Source organism: Armatimonadota bacterium (assembly GCA_029907255.1).
In the GTDB taxonomy this organism is placed as follows: Bacteria; Armatimonadota; UBA5829; order DTJY01; family DTJY01; genus JAIMAU01.
On the sequence record JARYMF010000002.1, the window covers coordinates 129,421 to 149,127 of the forward strand.

The window sequence follows — 19,707 nt, forward strand, 5'->3', positions numbered from 1 at the left end:
AAGTCATGCGAAAATCCATTGCCACACGAATAAGTCATAAGAAAGCACAATATCTAGGCATATTAACTATTGTTCTCCTAACGGCTGCTGCCTACGTTCCAGCAATGCAGGCTGATTTTATTTGGGATGATGACGTTTATGTCACGAAGAATCCCCTTGTAATATTTCCTGGCGGTTTGAAGAAGATATGGTTTTCGCTTGATTCCCCGTCCCAATATTTCCCGCTCGTATACTCAATGTTTCGAGTCGAATATGCCCTTTGGGGGTTGAACCCAGTTGGCTACCATGTAGTGAATATAGCACTTCATGTCATAAATGCACTTCTCGTTTGGGCTGTATTAAGCTATCTTCGGGTTCGAGGTTCATGGCTCGCTGCTGTCCTTTGGGCTCTCCACCCAGTGAATGTGGAGTCGGTCGCTTGGATAACTGAACGAAAGAACACGCTTTCCACGCTTTTTTACCTCCTGGCAATAATTGCCTGGGTGAAATTCATAGATAAAGAGACCAAACGTGCTTGGGGATATTACGTCCTATCGCTGGGTTTGTATGCGCTTGCGCTTTTTGCAAAAACAACCGCATGTACTCTCCCCGTAGCATTGTTTCTAATATGGTGGTTGCGAAGAAATAAAGCAATTGAAGGTCACTCACATGGGCTTAATCATAATTTGGTTGGCAAGCATGAAGCAGCCGCTTCAAGCTTTGCTAATGATGGCATAGCGAGAAGGATAGTCCAATTGGTTCCATTTTTGGCGCTCGGATTTACAATGGGGCTTATCTCCATATGGTGGGAGCAGCATCATCAGGGCACAGCAGGGCCGGAGTTTGCATTCACTCCTGTTGAGCGTCTCTTAATCGCCAGCAGAGCCATCTGGTTCTACATAGCAAAACTTATATGGCCAGCCCGATTAGCGTTTAGTTACCCAAGATGGGATATCAATGCATCCGACCCAAATCAGTATATTTGGATTGTAGCATGCATAGTTGCCGTGGTTGTGCTGTGGAAATGGAGACAGTCGCTAGGTAAAGAATCGTTAGCTGCTATTATCTTTTTTGTGTCAGCCCTTGCGCCAACTCTGGGTTTTATTTCCATTTATACATTCAAGTATTCATTTGTTGCGGACCACTATCAGTATGTTGCTTGCATAGGCCCCATAGCGCTCTTTAGTGGGGCAATCATCAGCAGATTTAAAGCACGTAATATTCTGAGAAACGCGATTCCGGCTGTCATCATTTCAGTGCTTGCAATTCTTACTTGGCGGCAAGCCCACATCTACAAGAATGAAGAGGTCCTATGGCGTGATACAATTGCGAAGAACCCAAAAAGTTCAATGGCGTACAATAATCTTGCAAATTATCTAGCAAACAATCAAAGGCTTGATGAAGCGCTCGTGATATTCGGAGAAGTACTCAAACGCAGGCCCAAAGACCCCAATTCCTACTACAACATTGCTGGGGTTTTAATGGCTCAAGGGTATATTGAACAGGCAAAGGAATGGTATTTAAAGTCGCTAGAAATTGATCCTAGCTTCGGTCGTAGCCATGCCAACCTGGCAGTGATATTGAACATGGAGGGAAAGCTTTCCGAGGCAATCTCTCACCTGCAAAAGGCGGCGGCTTTCGTTCCAAATAATCCTGAGATACGATATAATCTTGCCTGTTTGTTAGCAGAACAGGGGGACCTAGATGGAGCCATTGAACAATACCGTGAAGCTGTTCGCCTGGCTCCGTGGATGGTTGAGGCGCAATGCCATCTGGGGCAAAATCTGCTTCGTATTGGCAGAGTAAAAGAAGCCATCTCTCACTTTGAAACAGCCCTTCGCTTTAAGCCTGATTACCTCGAAGCCCAAAGTGCTCTTGAGGAGGCTAGAGATTTGTTAGTAAAAGAAAACAACCGCTGACTTGTTGAAACAATGGGTTTGTAGTAGTATTCTATTTTGAGTGCTTTTGGGGCATTTTTAGTTAAACTGTTTAAGATAACTTGCCTGGGATTTTAGGCAATCTCGGAGTATTTTAATAGCGGGGGACGAAATATGGCGTTTCTTGATGAGGTAAAGGAGAAAAGCAAGGTTCTACGTGATTTAATAGCATTTTACCGACGAGATGAGGGCCGTAGCCTTTTAGAAAAGCTATGGGCAATGGCCTCACGAAGGCCGAGAAGCTTTATATTCACTGGCATGGGCACTTCTGAATTTGTTTCCCAGGTATTGGTTGAATATTTATCTAAAAAATCGCCTGTGCCTTTTGTTTTTTGGGAGGCCGGCGAACTGCTCCACTATGGTATCGAAAGCATTCGAGATGATGATGTTGTCATTGCCGTGTCGCAATCTGGTGAAAGCATAGAAACGCGTCGCATTACCGAACATCTTTCCTATCACTTACGGCTGGTGGCGGTTACAAACAATCCTGAAAGCTATATGGCACGCTACTCTAGAGTTAACCTTCCAATGCTTGCAGGCAAGGAGGCATCTATTTCGAATAAGACCTATTCAAACAGTATGGCTCTAATGCTCCTTATCGGGCGGGCATTGATTGGAGAAGATTACGATGAGGTGCTTGCCAACCTTGAACAAGTTGCTAATGAAATGGATCGGTTCCTTGCCGAGCGTCAGAATGAAATTGCTCAAGCCGCAGAGTTGCTTCGGGATGCGACTTTTGTATACTTCATATCTCGCGGGCCATCCCTTGCAGCTGCTAGGCAAGCTGGCTTGACTTACCAAGAGGGTGTGCGTATTTTTACCTCAGTCCTTCCGGGTGGAAGTTTTCGCCATGGGCCCTTCGAGATAGTGGGGCAGGGACACTACGCAATTATGTTTGCCTCCGATGGGCATGGCGGCGACTTGGTAAGAAACATGGCACTTGAGATGGCAGAACTTGGTAGTAAAGTTGTTTTATTTACATCCAAAAATGCCGGTGAACACAAAAACCTGTTAAATATTGTGCTGATGCCTGCTGCTCCCGAACTTTTCCCACTTGCCTGTGCGCTTCCTCAAGAACTCCTTCTTTACCGTATGGCCGCAGACCGAGGATGGGAAGCGGGCGTTTTCCAACGTGGAAGTAAGGTAACTTTGCGAGAATAACAACGGAGGCCTGATAAAAAGAAACCCACCTTTCGGTGGGTCCGTTATGCTGCTATTGTCCTAAGGCACAACGAAGAAGATTCTTGCAATCACCCAATTAAATTATGAACGATTTTTGTGAAATCTTGAGATAAATTCTGCTCCTCGGCAAGAAAAAAGCTAGAATTAACATCCTGGGTATTTCCTTAATCTAGCCATTAAGAAGGAATGGACACTTTATATGCTTAATGTGACTGCAAAAATGTTTTGCATTTTTTAATTGTATTGAATCCTAATCTTTTGAAAGGATTGATTGCAATGGCTGGACGTATGAATCGAAGAGAATTTTTGGAAACAAGTGGCAAAGCAGCACTAGGTGTCGGGCTCGGGGTGGCGGTGGCGGAGGCGCTTGCAACGCCCACTTACGCCCAGGAGCCAAAGGTTTCTCCCAACGACAAGATTGTGGTTGGTTGCATTGGGATGGGCGGTATGGGCATGGTGAATATGCGCGGTTTCATGAGCAACCCTGATGTGGAAGTTGCCGCCGTATGCGATGTGGACTCGAATAATCTCAAGAATGCCGCGAAGGCAGTCCATAAAAAATACGGCAGGTTACCACTTGCTGTTAAAGATTTTCGGTATGTGCTCGACCGCAAGGATATTGATGCAGTTGTTATAAGTACCCCAGATCATTGGCACGCGCTTCCATTCATAATGGCATGCGAGGCGGGTAAGGATGTCTTTTGTGAAAAGCCAATCTCACACGATATCATTGAGGGCAAAGCAATGGTTGCGGCCGCCAAATACTTCAAACGCGTATGCCAAATTAACACTTGGCAGCGAAGTGTGGGGTTTTTTCGGCAGGCGATAGACTTTGTTCGGTCGGGCAAGATGGGTAAAATAAGCATCTGTCGCGCATGGGTCTGCGGTCCAGGCGGCCTTGGCAAGAATCCAATTAAGGACCCACCTCCACACCTTGATTGGGACTTTTGGTGTGGCCCCGCGCCGAAGGTGCCCTATCATGACACGTATCACCCCGGCATGTGGCGGCTTTACTATGATTTTGGCACAGGGATGAGCGGCGATTGGGGCGTCCATATGATTGACATTGTCTTGCTTGGCATGAATGAGTGGCACCCCCTTGAGGTAGCGGCTTACGGTGGAAAGCTGAGGTGTGCGCCTGACGATGACCGAACGACGCCTGATACCATGATAGCAATTTACAAATTCTCGAACTGGATACTCCAGTGGGAAATACACGTTGGCGGCGAAGGTTTGGATGGCGGCGGCGGCCACGGCGCAGAATTTATCGGTGAAAAAGGAAAGTTAATCGTTGACAGGAGCGGAATTAAGTGGCATCCTTATGGCGACCATCCAGGTCCCGAGGAAGCCGGCAAAGATCAAGGTGGTGATGCACCTCATCGCTGGGCAGATGCAAACCACATTCGCAATTTCTTGGAGAATATTCGCACTCGGGGCAAGTGCACCTCAGATATAGAGACAATGCATTACACGACGGCGTGTTGCCATCTCTCGAACATCGCCTATTTGCACGGAAAAAGCATCAAATGGGACGGCGAAAAAGGCGTCATTGTAGGCGATAAGAAGGCGATGGAGGTCCAATGCTATCAGCGCGAATATCGAAAGCCTTGGAAGCTCCCAATGTATAAGGTTTGATAGCGAGTTGCAAATATAGCCCGAAAAAGATAGAATGAGGGCGTGATGAAGAGATCCATATTCCTAATCCTAGCTGCCGTGAGCACAGCAGTGTTGTTATTGGCTGCTGCTGGGGAATCGCATTTGCGCGGTCAGCCGCAACTATATACTGCCGTCTATTGGTTCGGCGGCCTTGTCGCCATTGCTGTCTTTGGGATTATGCTCTCCGAGTATTATCTCCATTCACGGAGAATCTTCCTCTACCTCGGTGCAGGTTTTCTCGCAGCAGGCGTCATGGATGTCTGGAATGCGCTATCTTTCTCCATCCCTGGCCACGATACAATTAGGAGCCAAGCAGGATATGCCATTTGGATGGTCAGCCGCCTAACGCTGGGCACCCTTGCGGTAGTTGGATTTATAAGACATCGAACGCCTGCCCTCAGGAGCCGAAGTGCACTTGAGGTTGCTACTTTCACAGCTAGCGCGGTTCTCTGGGCAGCAATTCTCATTTTCCTGGCTTCCACATTTCCACTCGGGAGGTTCTTCTCCGCAAGAGGTGTGAGCCCAATTATAAATGCGGTCTGCATAGTGCTTTTCGCAGTCGCATGTGTTGGGTACTCCAGAGCTAGCGTCCACCGTGGAAACCTTCTTGTCGCATGGATGACCTATGGTTTTATGTTTGCAACATTTGGACAGCTTGCAATAGGATTGGCAAAGAATCCTGTGGGGCTTCTTTTCGGTTTTGCCAACGTAATGAAGGTTCTTGGCTACCTGACGCCGCTGGCTGGTCTTCTTGCAGAGCAGTCCAGGCTTCAGAGACGTCTTCATCGGCAGAGCAGCGAATTCTATGGACTTATGCAAGCTCAACAGGCCGTTGTTGAAACTAGCGATCCTCTTGAGGCGTTCCAGAAAATTGTTGATGCAGCGAAAGCATCCCTTGATGCACAAGCTGCTTGCCTCATGGTGCACGACAGGGCACGAAATATCTTGGAAATAGCCGCTCATACTGGTTTTGACAATGAAGTGGCAGAGGCACTAATTTTCAGACCAGCCGAGGGTGCCTTTGGCAGCGCCTTTGCCACGAAGGCGACAATCGCACTTTTTGAAATTTCAGAGGATCCAGCTCTAACAGGAAAGCTTGGAGATAGCGTTGGTTTGGCATCTGTTGTTTGTGCGCCCCTGGTTGTGAAAGGTGAGGCGACTGGCGTTTTGGGACTTTTCTTCGAAAAGCCTACCAAGCTTACGAAAGAGCAAATGCGAGTCCTCGATGCTTTCGCCGGGCAGGCTGGACTTGCCATAGAAAACCTGCAGGTTCGTGGACAAGCGAAGGATTCGCTCAAGGCAATTTCCGAACGGACCAAAGAATTGGAAATTGTCTATGAAGTTAGCCAAGCTATTACATCAAAGCTTGAACTTCACGAATTGGTTGATGCGCTTGCAGAGAAGCTGAAGTCGAGTGTCCAAGCTCATGCATGCTCGGTTCTATTGTTTGAGCCGGACAATGATTCTTTGCGGATACTGGGGCATAACAAGCTGTCGAGATATGTAGCGGTTGAAGGCCATGTGGACCAATGCGATATGGTTGCAGTCTCGGTAGCCAAGGAAGGTAAGGCAAAGCTGATTGCCAATGTGCCGAATAGCTCGCATTGCAAGTACCCTGACCTTGCGGGAGACGATGGCGGCAAGCACCATCTGCTTTCTGTGCCGATGTTCTCGCAGGGGGTATCAATTGGCGCAATTAATGTTTTTCGACGCGGCGGTGAGCCGTTTGGAGAGCGAGAAAAGCGCCTGATGACCTTGCTTGCTAATGTTGTTGCAGTAGGAATAGCAAATTCGCGTCAATATGAGTATCAGAAAAGAATCGCAGACAGCCTACAGAGTACTTTCGCGCCAAAGTTAGAGATCATACCTGCTGGGACCGAAGTCTATACTTTGTATCGCCCAGGGATGAGCGAGTCTGACCTTGGCGGCGATTTCTATGATATCATTCACCTTGGCGGGCCCAAGTATGCGCTTGTAATTGGTGATGTGGCTGGCAAGGGACTCGATGCGGCGGTTTATACGGGAATGAGTCGGTATATGGTGCAGGCTTATTCACACGAAGATCCAGACCCTGTATCTGTAATAACAAGGGTGAACAATGCGCTGTGCCGATACACTCCCGCCAGCAAGTTTGTAACGATGATCTATGGGGTCTTTAATTCAGAGACAAGGGAGTTTACGTACGTAAACGCTGGCCATGAGCTTCCGCTTCTTTTTAGGCAGTCGGAGGGAAGCATCGAAAGACTCAACACCTCCGGGCCAGCAGTTGGGGCGCTAACTGAAGCAGAGTATGCCTCAAGCGCTGTCACTCTTTCACCGGGAGATGCACTTGTGTTTTATACAGACGGTGCAACTGATGCGCGCAAGGAGGGGAAGTTCCTCGGGACAGAGGGGTTGGAGAAAATCGTTGCATCAGAACTACGGCGTAATATTGGCGACCCAGCTGAGGGGATATTCGAAGGAATAAATTCCTACGCGAACGGTTATCTTCGCGACGATGTTGCTATTCTTATAGTTAAAGTTCGCAAACCTGGCTCATTGTTCTAGAAGCAAAAAGTCAGCCGCCGACCTTTAGTGAAAAGCCGGCGGCTGATAGCGATTGGAGAAGCTATATCTCTTTTACCCACGCATGTCTGGGGTCATCGGAAAGTGCCCCAGGCTTGCGAATGTCGCCAGCCATCGCCCACGTATAGTGAAGCGTATATCCTGGCGCAGCGGCAACTGGGTGGTAGCCTCTGGGAATGACAACTGTATCTCCGTTTTCCACTACATAAACTTCATCCATTGGCCCTGGATCGTTTGGCTCGGTATAAATGCGAATAATCCCAAATCCCTGGCTTGGATTGAGCTGAAAATAGTAAATTTCTTCCAAAGGCACTTCATTTGGTGGAACAAATGCATCGTGCTTATGCGGTGGATAGCTTGACCAATTCCCTGGAGGATTGACCGTTTCCCCAAAGATTATTTTTGTAGCAGGCAAGTTATTGCCAATTGCAGTATAAACATGCCTCAACCAGTTATCTTTGCCTGGAGTGGTCACAATGTTATCCTCGGGGCGTATGATAGTAACATTAGCCTCGGAGGAAGCTGCGGCCGCAGAGAAAACAGCAATGTCAGCTGGTCCTTCAATAACACTTAGGCGGTAGGGCGTCTGCGGTGGTAGATAAATCACCGTGGCTGGTCCTTCGAATACGTTTTTGCGATTGCCAAGCCGCTCAAAGTTCGCCGCATTGGTCTCTAGCGAGACTACGCCCGAGTAAATATCCAAAACAACCTCGCAGTCTTTACTGTCCGACGACCATTCGCCTGATGTGAGCCAGAGCCTTCCAAACTCGAGGTGCTTCAATCCCTTTTCACCTCGACCTATAATTTTTGTATATCCTTCCGAAATAGTTTTTGCTTTTATAAGCAAATTCTCGGTGCATTGCTCAGAGCGGCTCATGTTCCATATCTCCTATCCAAGTTATATCTTCGCCCATGCCTCGTTTAGAACACGCTTTGCGCCAGCTATTACAAGCTCTGAACTCTCGCCAGGAAGTGGTTTAACCTCAAAGCTGACTACTGGCATTCCTGTCGGAAGCTGCTTGTTGAAGAAGCCAATATCCATCAGGCAGCGAAGATATTCGGCAACCTCATTCACATCGTTCTCGCCTAAGTCACAGCCAAATGCAGGATGTGCGTCTCCATAAGCTGGATTCGAGGGATCGCGCATCACGCAGTTGCCCATATGGGCGTGAATAAGATATTCAGATGCTCCTCTTACCATCTCAGGAATTGACTCCGAGAGTAGCGGCTGATGGCTGAGGTCTATAGTGAGACCGAAGTTTGAACACTCTTTTTTAACACGCTTTGCCAGCTCGACAGCTTCTTTTGTTGGACCAATCAAGCACTTTTTTTCAATGGTACGGTCGAATGTTTCGAGCGAAATGTATATCGGATTTTCTTGCCGCTGGGCTTTCGCATAATCGCAGATTTGGCAAAGCGAATCTACTAGTCGGTTCATTGCATTAGCTCTATCTGCATCTCCAGGGTCTGGCCCGCTCAGGATGGCAACTAGGTGGGCGCCGAGTTCGTAAGCTTGGTCCACAGAATCCTTAGTTTGGTCAATTGCACGCTTCCGGGCAGCTTCATCGGCCGCATTGAGGTCAAGCCCTTGTGTGAGAAGTGGCGGTTGTCCGGCGAAAACTACCTCGACATGGGCAGTCTTTAGCATCTTGGCGGCTTCTTCTCTGACTTTCTTATCCTTTATCCATGTTACTTCGACAGCACTGAAGTAATCATCCGCCAAGATTTTTTCTAATGTCTCAAGAATTGGGCCTTCGCCCTTGATAACCGAAGGATATGCCATGGGGTGTATAAGCCCCACCCGGAAATACTTCGAAATGGGTTCCTGCACCTTATTTTACCTCCTGGTTTGGGTTTTATTGCCGGCGCTGAGAGTTGCCAGCTTCTTGAGATTATAACCTTTGGCAGAAGTTGGTGTCAACGCTGGCATTGGAGGCAATTAATTATAAGCTATTTAAGTTTCTCTAATGAAACTTCTGTTTATTGGTTGAATCTCTGCCAACACAAAAATAGATTGGAAGTGTTTTAAGAGCTTGCCGAAGGATTGAATCTCATTTATGGCGTAAATCAAAGTATGATTTTGATTTAGGAGGAAAAGATGAGTATTTATGGCTCGCTAACAATAATCACGTTATTGTGCACGGCAATTGGAGCGTCTGCGGCAAATATGCTTGACGTAAAGCAATTTGGTGTAAAGGGAGATGGTAAGGCAGATGATTCTGCGGCGATTCAAAGGGCGCTCGATGCCTGTGCGGCAAATGGCGGCGGCACTGTGAAGCTACCCGCGGGCAAATATAAGCTTTCAAAACCGATTACCGTGCCTTCCGGCGTTATGCTCGCAGGCGAGTGGGAGGCGCCCCACCACGCCCAGCTTATGAAGGGCACTGTGATACTTGCCTATGCCGATAGAGGCAAGGAAGACGGCCCAGCGCTTGTGACTCTCTCGCCAAGCAGTGGAATTAAGGGAATGACTTTCTTTTATCCTATGCAGAGAATCCCTGGCGTGAAACCTTACCCTTGGACAATTAGGGGGTATGGAATGCACTGCAGCGTGATTGATGTGACACTTGTTAATTCGTACAAAGGAATCGATTTCGCAACTGAGCCGAATGAGCTTCACTACATCCGTAATGTATTTGGCTGTCCGCTTAAAATAGGCATTGCGGTAGATAAGTGCACCGATATCGGGCGCATTGAGAATGTACACTTCAACCCTCACTATTGGATGCGTGCCGAGGTTGAGGGAATACCCACATGGCAAGACTTGCGAGATTATCTACTGGAAAATTGTACTTCTTTTGAGTTCGGGCGCACAGATTGGGAATATGTGCTTAACACTTTTTCCTACGGGTGCAAAGTTGGAATGCGCTTTTATGCTAGCAAAAACGGAGCTTGTAACGGAAACTTCCTTGGGTGCGGCGTTGATTGGGCGCGGACTGCAGTGCTAATTGAGCAGACTCAAGAGCCGGGACTTCTCTTCACTAATGGCGAGTTTGTTGGGGCGGATATTGCCGATGCTGAAATTGAGGTTGCACCTGGATTTACAGGAGTCGCCCAATTCTCAAACTGTGCCTTTTGGGGCCCAACTCAGCAAATTGTTAAGATGGCAGGCGACGGCTTTGTAAGCTTCTCTCAGTGCAATTTCCAAGCGTGGGATAGGATGAATAATGGTACGCCGGCGCTGGAAGCAACAAAAGGCAGTATCGCAGTTCATTCCTGTCGGTTCGGGCGCGACTTGAACCAAATTAAACTTGGTTCCGATGTAAAGACAGCTACAATCATTGGAAACACCTTGGCTGGCCCGCAGAAAATAGAAAATCAAAGCAAGGGTGATGTGCAGATAAGCATGAACGTGAGCCGCGCAGGGAAATAAGGGGGTGTCCTTGGTAGTTTTGCTGTGTTCCGCTTCCTCCGAGGCCTATGTGCTACATAATAATGGCACGGAGGCCGTGCGGTAGGAGACGCGGTACCAGCTTTCGAGCATTCTGCCGGGGAAAGGGGGATCCGGAACCCCTTTCGCTGGGCCCCGGCAGGCTTTTCGGCCTCCATGCCAAAAAGAAAAAAAGAGGAACACAGAACCAAGTTCTGTGCCCCTCTTTTTCGCGTTCCATAAATATTATTCCATTTTCTTGTGAGATTTGGTATGCGAATCTCTTTGTTGTACTCAGGAATTTGCAATTAATTCTTAAGATGGTATTATTACCCTATAGGTTTACTCAGGTGAAAACTAGCATTTTTGATGCTTTCGTTTGCTGAAGAGGATAGATCATATTTACAGTGAACCGTTAAGTTTGAGCATGTTTACCCAGGAGGCAGTTTATGGACTCGCGCGAGAGGATTCTCACGACGCTTAAAGGCGGTATCCCGGACAGGGTTGGCAGGCAGGAATCGCTGTGGAGTGAAACGCTTGCACTTTGGAAAACCCAGGGTCTTGAGGAGGGACAGGACATATCCGAGCTTTTTGGCTTTGACTTCCACAGTCTGCCATGGATGGATATGAGTTTGCGATTGCCTGTCGAGATTTATGAAGAGACAGATGAATACGTGATTCAAAAGGATGCTAATGGTGTAACTAGAAAAGATGTCAAACGCGAATCTGGTCATACGCCCCATTGGATTGCGCATACCGTCCAAACTGCAAAAGATTGGTATGAGTATAAAGAGCGTCTAACGCCAGATGACGTACGCATACCTGCGAATATCCGTGAAGTTTATGAAGCTGGACGGGCAAAAAAGAAGTTTGTCCACTACGCCGGCATAGAGGCGTATGAGTGTGCGTGGCCAGTTTTTGGTCAGGTTAATATCTTTATGCTAATGATGGACGAGCCCAAAGTAGTTGCCGATGTTTTTAACACTTACACCGACCTTCAGATTGCCCTAGCGCAGAAGGTTCTCGATATGGGGCTAGATTTTGATGGCGCATGGATGTATGGCGATATGGGATATCGGAATTCCACGCTATTTTCGCCGGAATGCTACGAACAGCTGCTTTGGCCAGCACACAAGCGCATGTGCGATTTCTTTAACTCCCACGGCAAGCCAGTTATACTGCACTCATGCGGAAAAATCGAGGCGCTGATTCCGAAGCTAATTGAGGCGGGGTTCGCGGCAATTCAGCCACTTGAGGCGAAGTGCGGCCAGGATGTCCGGGTGCTCAAGGAGCTTTACGGAAACAAAATTACGTTCTTCGGCAACATTGACATTCGCAAGCTCTCCGGCACTAAAGCCGACATTGAGGAGGAAATCTCCAGCAAGGTCCCGATTGCCATGAAAGGCGGCGGGTACATCTTCCATTCAGACCACTCCGTCCCCCCGACAGTATCGTTTGACAACTACCGCTATGCGATTGAGTTGTTGGAAAAGTACGGGAAGTACTGAGTGTTATTAAAAAAGCCCATCCCAGGAACTTTGGGATGGGCTTTTAGCTATCGTCTACCACCTATTGATGGTATTTTTATACCTTGAGTGGCTCGGCTTTCTCCGCTTTTTTGAAGATTACCTTGCCGTCGTCCAGCTCAGCGCGGATGACGTCGCCTTCCGTGAAGCGTCCCATAAGTATCTCTTCGCTGAGCGGATCTTCAATTATCCTTTGTACAGCCCTGCGCAGGGGCCTTGCACCAAACGCTGGGTCGAAGCCTTCTTTCGCCAGTACTTCCTTTACCTCGTCGCTTGCTTCAAGGTCCATGCCTTGAACCTTGAGCTGTTCGCGCACTCTGTTCAGCATTAGGTCGACGATTTGCAGAATCTGCGCCGACGAAAGCGAGTGGAACACTATAACTTCGTCCACCCGGTTCAGGAACTCGGGACGGAAGATCTTCTTCATCTCCTCGGTTACTCGGTTTTTCATTGCCTCATAGGCACGAGCGTCCTCGTCAACCTTCTTTGCGGTTCGGAAACCGATGCCGCCATCGCTGCTTATTAGCTGTGCTCCTATGTTTGAGGTCATTATCATAACCGTATTCTTGAAGTCGACAACGCGTCCCTGTGAATCGGTTAGTCGGCCGTCCTCCATAACTTGGAGCAAGATGTTGAATACTTCTGGATGCGCCTTCTCTATCTCGTCGAGCAGCACAACCGAGTACGGTTGCCGACGAACGGCTTCGGTGAGCTGTCCGCCTTCTTCGTAGCCCACGTACCCAGGTGGCGCACCGACAAGTCTTGATACGGCAAACCGCTCCATATATTCAGACATGTCTATGCGAATCAAGTTATCCTCATTGTTGAATAGGAACGCCGCGAGTGCCCGTGCAAGCTCCGTCTTTCCGACGCCAGTGGGGCCCAGGAATATGAACGAACCAGTAGGCCGCTTGGGGTCCTTTAGCCCTGATCTAGCTCGTCTGATTGCACGGGAAACCGCCGCAATTGCTTCATCCTGTCCGATAATTCTCTCGTGCAAAGCCTGCTCCATGTTCAAAAGCTTGGCTGTCTCTGTTTCAACTAGTCTTGAAACAGGGATGCCTGTCCAGCTGAACACAATGTGAGCAATTTCATCTTCTGTCACGACCGGGTCTGTTGCATTCAAGCTTTCCTGCCATTGACGGTCAAGCTCCCGGATTTTTTCGGTGAGATACCGCTCCTGAGCTTGGAGCTCGATTGCGCGGTCGTATTGCCCCGTTGCAGGCAGTGACTCTAGTTCCTGCGTGACCAAACGTAGCTCAGCCTTTGCTGCTCGGAGTTCTGCAGGTGGCAATGTTCTTTGCAACCTTACTCGCGAAGCAGCTTCGTCTATAAGGTCAATTGCCTTGTCTGGCAGGCAACGGTCGGTTATATACCTATCAGCGAGACGAGCTGCGGCATAGAGGGCGTCATCTCGAATCTTTACATGATGGTGCCCCTCATATCTATCCCTCAATCCCTTGAGGATGTCTATTGCCTCCTCAACGGTGGGCTCGCGGACCTGGATGGGCTGGAATCTTCGCTCGAGAGCGGCATCGCGCTCGATATACTTGCGGTATTCGTCCATTGTTGTTGCGCCGATGCACTGGAGCTCGCCGCGCGCAAGGGCTGGCTTCATGATGTTCGAAGCATCGATTGCTCCCTCGGCTGCGCCTGCGCCAACCAAGGTGTGAAGCTCGTCAATAAAGAGGATTACCTCACCATTGGCTTTGCGCACTTCATCTATAATGCGCTTCATTCGCTCTTCGAATTCGCCTCGATACTTCGTGCCAGCAACCACACCCGCAAGGTCGAGAGCCACGATCCGGCGGTCTTTCAGCATTTCAGGGATGTCGCCGGATACAATGCGCTGGGCAAGACCTTCGGCGATTGCTGTCTTACCTACACCCGGCTCTCCAATCAGCACAGGGTTGTTTTTCGTCCTTCTGCTCAGGATTTGGATAACGCGCTCGATCTCGGTATTTCTGCCCACAACTGGGTCGAGCTTATCTTGTCTGGCTAAATCTGTCAGGTCGCGGCCGAATTCATCCAATGTGGGAGTCCTCGACCTTGTCCTGGTCGTTGCCATAGAACTATCGTCGCTTTGGAGATTCATTACTTCTCGTCTTGTTCTTTCTAGATCAACTCCAAGCTTGGCTAGAACGCGTGCTGCAAGCCCTTCACCCTCTCGGATGAGGCCGAGTAGCAGGTGTTCCGTGCCTATGTAGTTGTTGTTCAACTGCCTAGCTTCGTCATATGCCAGGTCAATCACGCGCTTTGCGCGTGGGGTTAGTTGCATGGTATCCTGGCTGAGCCGGCCGTCTCCTCTTGTAACCTGCCGCTCGATTTCAGCCCGGATCCGGTTAAGGCTTACGCCCATCCGGTCGAGTATTCGCGCGGCTACGCTATCGCTCTCGCGTACAAGGCCAAGAAGCAGGTGCTCGGTCGTGACAAAATTCTCGCCAAGCCTGCTGGCCTCTTCCTGAGCGAAGAAAACGACTCTACGCGCCCTCTCAGTAAACCGCTGCCACATTCCACTGTCCCTCCTTTTCTATGGAATGGGTGTTACATAACCCGACCGGAGACTCTAGTTGTATAATACTTATTGCTTTCTAGCTTTTTGATTGTAAGTATTAGTAAACTTATGAGCCCCCTTCGGGGAGTCTTCTATTTATAATTACGTCTTTTTTAATTACAAGGTTCTCCTTCTTCGGAAAACGCTAGTTGGGCAATCGCACTTTCCTCCGCAAGCTTTTCGCGCACTTGCCGGGCACGTCTCACTTCAGCGCCTACAGTTTCTGCAATGGGCAGGCCGCGCCTTTTGATTGAGGCGGTTGCCCCTATTTGCATTGATGCAAGAAGTTCGCTGAACGCTGTCGCCGATATTCCTGGCGGTATCCCAAGCCCGGCTGCAAGTCGGAGTGTGGAGAGATGTGCTAGTGCTTCTTCTCCACTCAGCGCACGCGCCGTTAATAATCTGGCTCGCGCTTTATTTGCCAGATTGGTGATTTCTTCTTTTTTATTATGAAGAATTATTCTTCGTGCCTCACGTTCCCTTGCTATTAGGTGTTCAGCCGCACCTCTTACTCTGGAGGTTATCTCCTTTTCAGAGAACCCTATTGTTGTTTCGTTTGATACCTGAAAAAGATCTCCCAGGGCTTTTGTACCCTCTCCGAAAAGCCCGCGCACAGAGATTTTTAGTTGTGCGGCCGCGGTCAATGTCGAAACCACCTCTCCAAGCATCGTCAAGCCTGCGAGATGAAGCATTACCGACAGCCTGAGCCCTGTGCCTATATTGCTTAGAGATGCTGTTAGGTACCCATAATTGTCAGCCCGGGCATACTGAATCTGTTCGCCAAGAAATGTATCGAACTCGCGAACGACTTCCAGCGCTCTTAATGGCTGTAGCCCCGGCAGGATGCACTGTATCCTCATGTGGTCTTCTTCGTTTACCATGAGGCTTAAAGTGCCGCTTTCGTTTAACACCACAGGGCGGTAACTCCCGCCAGCTACATGCTGACTGCTTGCAAGGTGTGAGTCAATCAGAACAAGTCTTTCGAAGGCTGTCATGTGCCGAGGATGCAACACATAGAACCTGCCGAACCTTTCATCTGTTTTATGAATTGTGTCTAAAACTCGGTCGGCAACCCTTTTAAGGTCTGCGTCGCATGCACGGCAGGGAAATGGCAAGCCTTCTATATTTCGTGCCAGGCGGGCGCGAGTGGAAATCGCAACGTCGCTGGCAGGCCCTTCAGCGCGGACCCAAGCCGGCATTATAGTCTTTTTCTCTGCGCGATTTTTCAGCATTTTATAATGGTTTACCCCGACTCACAGTATATCCATGCAGCTCAGCTATGATAGCGCCTACTTCCTCTTCGAATACAATATAGCACGTTGGACATCCTACCATGCCTGTCTGCCGAGTATTTTCTATTGTATTCCCACAGTTGGGGCAAACCTTTGTTCGATTTTGTTCTTTACTAGAGGCAGAGAGTTTGCTTAAGTGTATGTTTACAAGTTCGGTAAGCAATAAGCCGCTATTGCCGTAAATTATCTTCTCTCTGTCTCCAGTGCATTTAGCGCAGAGTTGCCGTTCCTCTCGCCGTTCGTTTCCGCTTATTTTGCAGACGACGAATTCAGCTTGCCTTTTCCTGCATAACTCGCAAAGTCCTGCGCGCATCAGAACGGCACGCCTTCTGTTTTTGTCAAAGTTCTAAAGGCTTCAATCAGCCTTTTTGTCATATTGCCTGGCTGGCCGTTGCCGATTGTGCGTCCATCTACTTGAACTACCGGGATTACTTCTGCGGCAGTCCCAGTTAGGAAGCACTCGTCGGCTATATAGACATCAAAGAGAGTAAATAGTCTCTCTTCGACTGGTATACCCATGCCTTTCGCAAGGTCAATCACTGTGTTTCTTGTTATCCCCTCCAATATACCTGCATAGGGTGGAGGGGTGATTAGCTTATCATCTTTTACGATGAAAATGTTGTCGCCTGTTGCTTCGGCAACATAGCCTTCAGTGTTGAGCATCAAACCTTCGCCTGCGTTAACCCTGTTAGCTTCAATTTTCGCTTGAATGTTCGCAACGTACTTCCCGAGCGACTTGATTCTTGGTTCCAAGCACTGCGCCGGGCACACTCTTGTGGACACGGTCACCACGTGAAGGCCGTTGCGGTACATTTCTTCAGGGTAAAGGCTAAGCTTGTCGCTCATTATAATTATCGTGGGGGTCTTGCAAACACGCGGGTCTAGCCCGAGGCCAACTCCTCTTGTTACAGTTATTCTTATGTAGCCATCCTGAACCTCATTTCGCCGAAGGAGTTCGAGAATTGCTTCTTCCATCTCCTTCTGCGAGATAGGCAGGTTGATCATCATGGCGTGGGTTGAACGATACAACCTTTGTATGTGTTCGCGAAGCTTAAATACTTTGCGGGAGTAGACCCGAATTCCCTCGAACGCTCCGTCCCCATAGAGCAAGCCGTGATCGTATACTGTGATCTTTGCTTCCTCCAGAGGGACGAATTTTCCGTTCAAGTATACGACTTGACCCATCAGTACCCCCTAAATTCTGTGTTTATAGTATATCATAATACAAGCTTAGTTGCAACACGCAATTATGCTGGTTGTCGGTCCATCTCGAGAAGCGGTTTGGTGTTTGTGTTGCATAAGGGGCGCTTAAAATTCCAAGCGCCCCTTGTTTGATATGCGTTCCTCTGCTTAAGAATCCACGAGCTGTTTGGGCTTTTGGAGCTGTGAATTTCATCAGCCCCGCATGATGTTTTGCTGCTATCTAACAAAGTATGGCAACAGCCTATTCTATGCCCAGAATGCTTCACTCGGTTTCTTTGAAATTACCACCTCTTTTAGGAATGAGACAGCCTTTTCAAAGCCTTCAGTTTGCGCCATAAGGCTGTCTTCGTGTTCAATGGAAAGCACCCAATCATAACCTACAAGCCGCAATGCACTCACAATGTCCTTCCAAACGTCAGCGTCGTGTCCATAGCCGATTGTTCGGAAAATCCAGCTTCGGTTGATTTCATCAGTGTAGGTTTTTGTGTCCAGTACGCCGTTTACTTCTGCGTTTATTGGGTCAACTCGGCAATCCTTGGCGTGAACGTGGTAGATTGCGTCGCCAAGCTTTCGGATGGCTTTTACTGGGTCAATTCCCTGCCAGAAGAGATGGCTTGGGTCAAAGTTCGCACCAATGGCATCCCCGCAAGCATTTCGGAGTTTGAGGAGCGTTTCAGGGTTATACACCACAAACCCAGGATGCATCTCGAAGCAAATCTTGACGCCGTGTTCTTTGGCAAACTTAGCTTCTGCGCGCCAGTAGGGAATGACCTTTCGCTTCCACTGCCATTCAATAATCTCTCTGAAATCTGGCGGCCAAGGGCATGTAACCCAGTTTGGATATTTTGCTCGTGGTGAGTCGCCTGAGCAACCAGAGAAGTTTATTACCCTCTCAACCCCTAGTTTCTGTGCTAGTTCGACTGTCTTGCGGTGCACCGTATGATGCTCGTTTGCGATTTGCTTGTTTGGGTGGAGGGGGTTCCCATGGCAAGAGAGCGCGCTTATCACCAAGCCGCGAGACTCAATGGCTTTGAGGAAAGCTTTCCGCTGTGTCTCGCTTGAGAGAAGTTTGTCGAGGTCGCAGTGGCAGTTAGGCGGATAGTTTCCTGTGCCAATTTCCACTGCTTCTACACCGACGCTCTTTACGTAATCGAGCGCCTCTTCGAACTTTAGGTGCCCAAATGCTACTGTAAAAACTCCAATCTTCACTGTCTGATTACCTCCTTTTTAATCGAAGGAATTGATGGTTTAGATATCCCATTTTTGAGATTCTTGGGTAGCGAAAACTTATTTTAATATCACCTCTCTGCCTGTCTCGGCAGATTTATACAAGGCATCTAGAATCCGAACAATCTCCAAGCCATGTTCGCCAGTTGATATCGGCTCTTTGCCGTGTATTATGCAATCTATGAAATGTCGAATTTCCATCTCATGGCCTGAGACATTTGGGCATTGAGGCATAATGTCCGAGCTTGTGCCGTGGATGTCTGTGTATATGCGGAGCGGGTCGAGCTCGGCGCCGCCTTTTGTTCCTAGCAATTGCGTGTAAATCATGTCGCACTTGATGTGCGATGCCCAGCTAGCTTCGAGCATTACGGTTGCACCGTTTTCAAGTCGGATAAATCCAGCCGCAAAGTCCTCAACGTCGAAAATACCGCTGGCATCCATAGTTCCCCAGGTGCCAATGCCTTCACCTTTTGGACCAAACTTGGCATAGGTGCTGCCAGTAACAGAGATGGCTTTAGGATTGCCCATTAGCCACAAAGCAAGATCAAGGACGTGAACACCAATATCAATTAGCGGCCCTCCGCCAGCTTTTTCTTTCTGCGTAAACCAGCTGCCCATGCCAGGAATGCCTTTTCGCCTGACCCAGCCGGTTTTAGCAAAGTAGATTTCGCCTAGCTCGCCGTTTTCAATGAACTTTTTAAGAGTTTGGGTATCCCCCCGAAACCGATTGTTGAATGCAGTCATGAATATTTTCCCTGCCTTTTTCCCTGCCGCGACCATTGCTTCTCCTTCCGCAGGGTTTATTGCAAGGGGCTTCTCGCAGATGACGTGTTTTCCAGCTTCGAAGCTGTCAATCGTCATTTGCGCGTGCATATAGTTTGGTGTGCACACGCTTACAGCGTCAAGGCCAGGCAATGCTAGCATGTCTCGATAATCGGTATATATGTGAGGAATCCCAAACTCGGTAGCAACCCGGCGGGCACGGTCCTCTCTTTCATCACACACAGCGACAACCTCTGCTTCGGGGCATTTGACGTAAGATTGGATATGAAGCCGGCCAATGCCGACTCCAATCACGCCAACACGTACTCTTTCAGGTTTGCTTTTTGATTTTGCCATTCCGCTCTCCCAATCTTAAGAAGTATTGCCTTGCAAGGCATAAATCTACTAATCCGACACATTGTAGCACAACGGACTTTGGGTGTCTAGAATAGTA

Annotated in this window: 14 protein-coding genes; 6 read left to right on the forward strand and 8 right to left on the reverse strand. The window is 48.6% G+C overall.

What is annotated here, in order from left to right; translation table 11 throughout:
- Positions 1-5: 5 nt before the first annotated feature.
- The 4 genes from QHH26_01860 to QHH26_01875 all read left to right on the forward strand — a co-directional run bounded on the left by QHH26_01860 (position 6) and on the right by QHH26_01875 (position 7,301).
- Positions 6-1,898, forward strand: a complete 1,893-nt coding sequence (locus QHH26_01860) for a tetratricopeptide repeat protein (GenBank protein ID MDH7480706.1) — start codon at positions 6-8, stop codon at positions 1,896-1,898.
- 132 nt (positions 1,899-2,030) lie between these two features.
- Positions 2,031-3,077: an SIS domain-containing protein gene (locus tag QHH26_01865; GenBank protein ID MDH7480707.1), complete on the forward strand. Its 1,047-nt coding sequence runs from the start codon at positions 2,031-2,033 to the stop codon at positions 3,075-3,077.
- A 297-nt stretch (positions 3,078-3,374) separates the two neighbouring features.
- Positions 3,375-4,733, forward strand: coding sequence for a Gfo/Idh/MocA family oxidoreductase (locus tag QHH26_01870; protein MDH7480708.1), 1,359 nt, complete (start codon positions 3,375-3,377; stop codon positions 4,731-4,733).
- Between the two features lie 45 nt (positions 4,734-4,778).
- Entirely contained in the window at positions 4,779-7,301 is a 2,523-nt protein-coding gene (locus QHH26_01875; GenBank protein MDH7480709.1) for a SpoIIE family protein phosphatase, read from the forward strand.
- 61 nt (positions 7,302-7,362) lie between these two features.
- Here the strand turns inward: QHH26_01875 and QHH26_01880 are convergent, their stop codons facing one another.
- Both QHH26_01880 and QHH26_01885 read right to left on the reverse strand, forming a co-directional pair.
- Positions 7,363-8,196 carry a 5-deoxy-glucuronate isomerase gene (locus tag QHH26_01880; GenBank protein ID MDH7480710.1) on the reverse strand — a complete coding sequence of 278 codons (834 nt, stop codon included), beginning with the start codon at positions 8,194-8,196 and terminating at the stop codon, positions 7,363-7,365.
- A 21-nt stretch (positions 8,197-8,217) separates the two neighbouring features.
- Complete coding sequence (locus QHH26_01885) at positions 8,218-9,150, reverse strand: TIM barrel protein (GenBank protein ID MDH7480711.1); 933 nt, start codon at positions 9,148-9,150, stop codon at positions 8,218-8,220.
- A gap of 267 nt (positions 9,151-9,417) precedes the next feature.
- Between QHH26_01885 and QHH26_01890 the strand changes: the two genes are divergently transcribed.
- Both QHH26_01890 and QHH26_01895 read left to right on the forward strand, forming a co-directional pair.
- Positions 9,418-10,692, forward strand: coding sequence for a glycosyl hydrolase family 28-related protein (locus QHH26_01890; GenBank protein MDH7480712.1), 1,275 nt, complete (start codon positions 9,418-9,420; stop codon positions 10,690-10,692).
- Positions 10,693-11,138: 446 nt separating this feature from the next.
- Positions 11,139-12,197, forward strand: coding sequence for a uroporphyrinogen decarboxylase family protein (locus QHH26_01895; protein MDH7480713.1), 1,059 nt, complete (start codon positions 11,139-11,141; stop codon positions 12,195-12,197).
- Positions 12,198-12,273: 76 nt separating this feature from the next.
- Here the strand turns inward: QHH26_01895 and QHH26_01900 are convergent, their stop codons facing one another.
- From QHH26_01900 to QHH26_01925, 6 genes are all read right to left on the reverse strand, one after another.
- The gene (locus QHH26_01900) at positions 12,274-14,727 is read right to left on the reverse strand and encodes an ATP-dependent Clp protease ATP-binding subunit (protein MDH7480714.1); all 2,454 of its coding nucleotides are present in this window, start codon (positions 14,725-14,727) and stop codon (positions 12,274-12,276) included.
- 155 nt (positions 14,728-14,882) lie between these two features.
- Complete coding sequence (locus QHH26_01905) at positions 14,883-16,001, reverse strand: ATP--guanido phosphotransferase (protein ID MDH7480715.1); 1,119 nt, start codon at positions 15,999-16,001, stop codon at positions 14,883-14,885.
- Between the two features lies 1 nt (position 16,002).
- Entirely contained in the window at positions 16,003-16,374 is a 372-nt protein-coding gene (locus tag QHH26_01910) for a hypothetical protein (protein ID MDH7480716.1), read from the reverse strand.
- Positions 16,374-17,246: a branched-chain-amino-acid transaminase gene (gene ilvE / locus QHH26_01915; GenBank protein MDH7480717.1), complete on the reverse strand. Its 873-nt coding sequence runs from the start codon at positions 17,244-17,246 to the stop codon at positions 16,374-16,376. Before ilvE ends, QHH26_01910 begins: the two co-directional genes overlap by 1 nt.
- 264 nt (positions 17,247-17,510) lie before the next feature.
- Positions 17,511-18,473 carry a sugar phosphate isomerase/epimerase gene (locus tag QHH26_01920; GenBank protein MDH7480718.1) on the reverse strand — a complete coding sequence of 321 codons (963 nt, stop codon included), beginning with the start codon at positions 18,471-18,473 and terminating at the stop codon, positions 17,511-17,513.
- 78 nt (positions 18,474-18,551) lie between these two features.
- On the reverse strand, positions 18,552-19,610 hold the full coding sequence (locus QHH26_01925; GenBank protein ID MDH7480719.1) for a Gfo/Idh/MocA family oxidoreductase: 1,059 nt from the start codon (positions 19,608-19,610) through the stop codon (positions 18,552-18,554).
- Positions 19,611-19,707 lie beyond the last annotated feature (97 nt).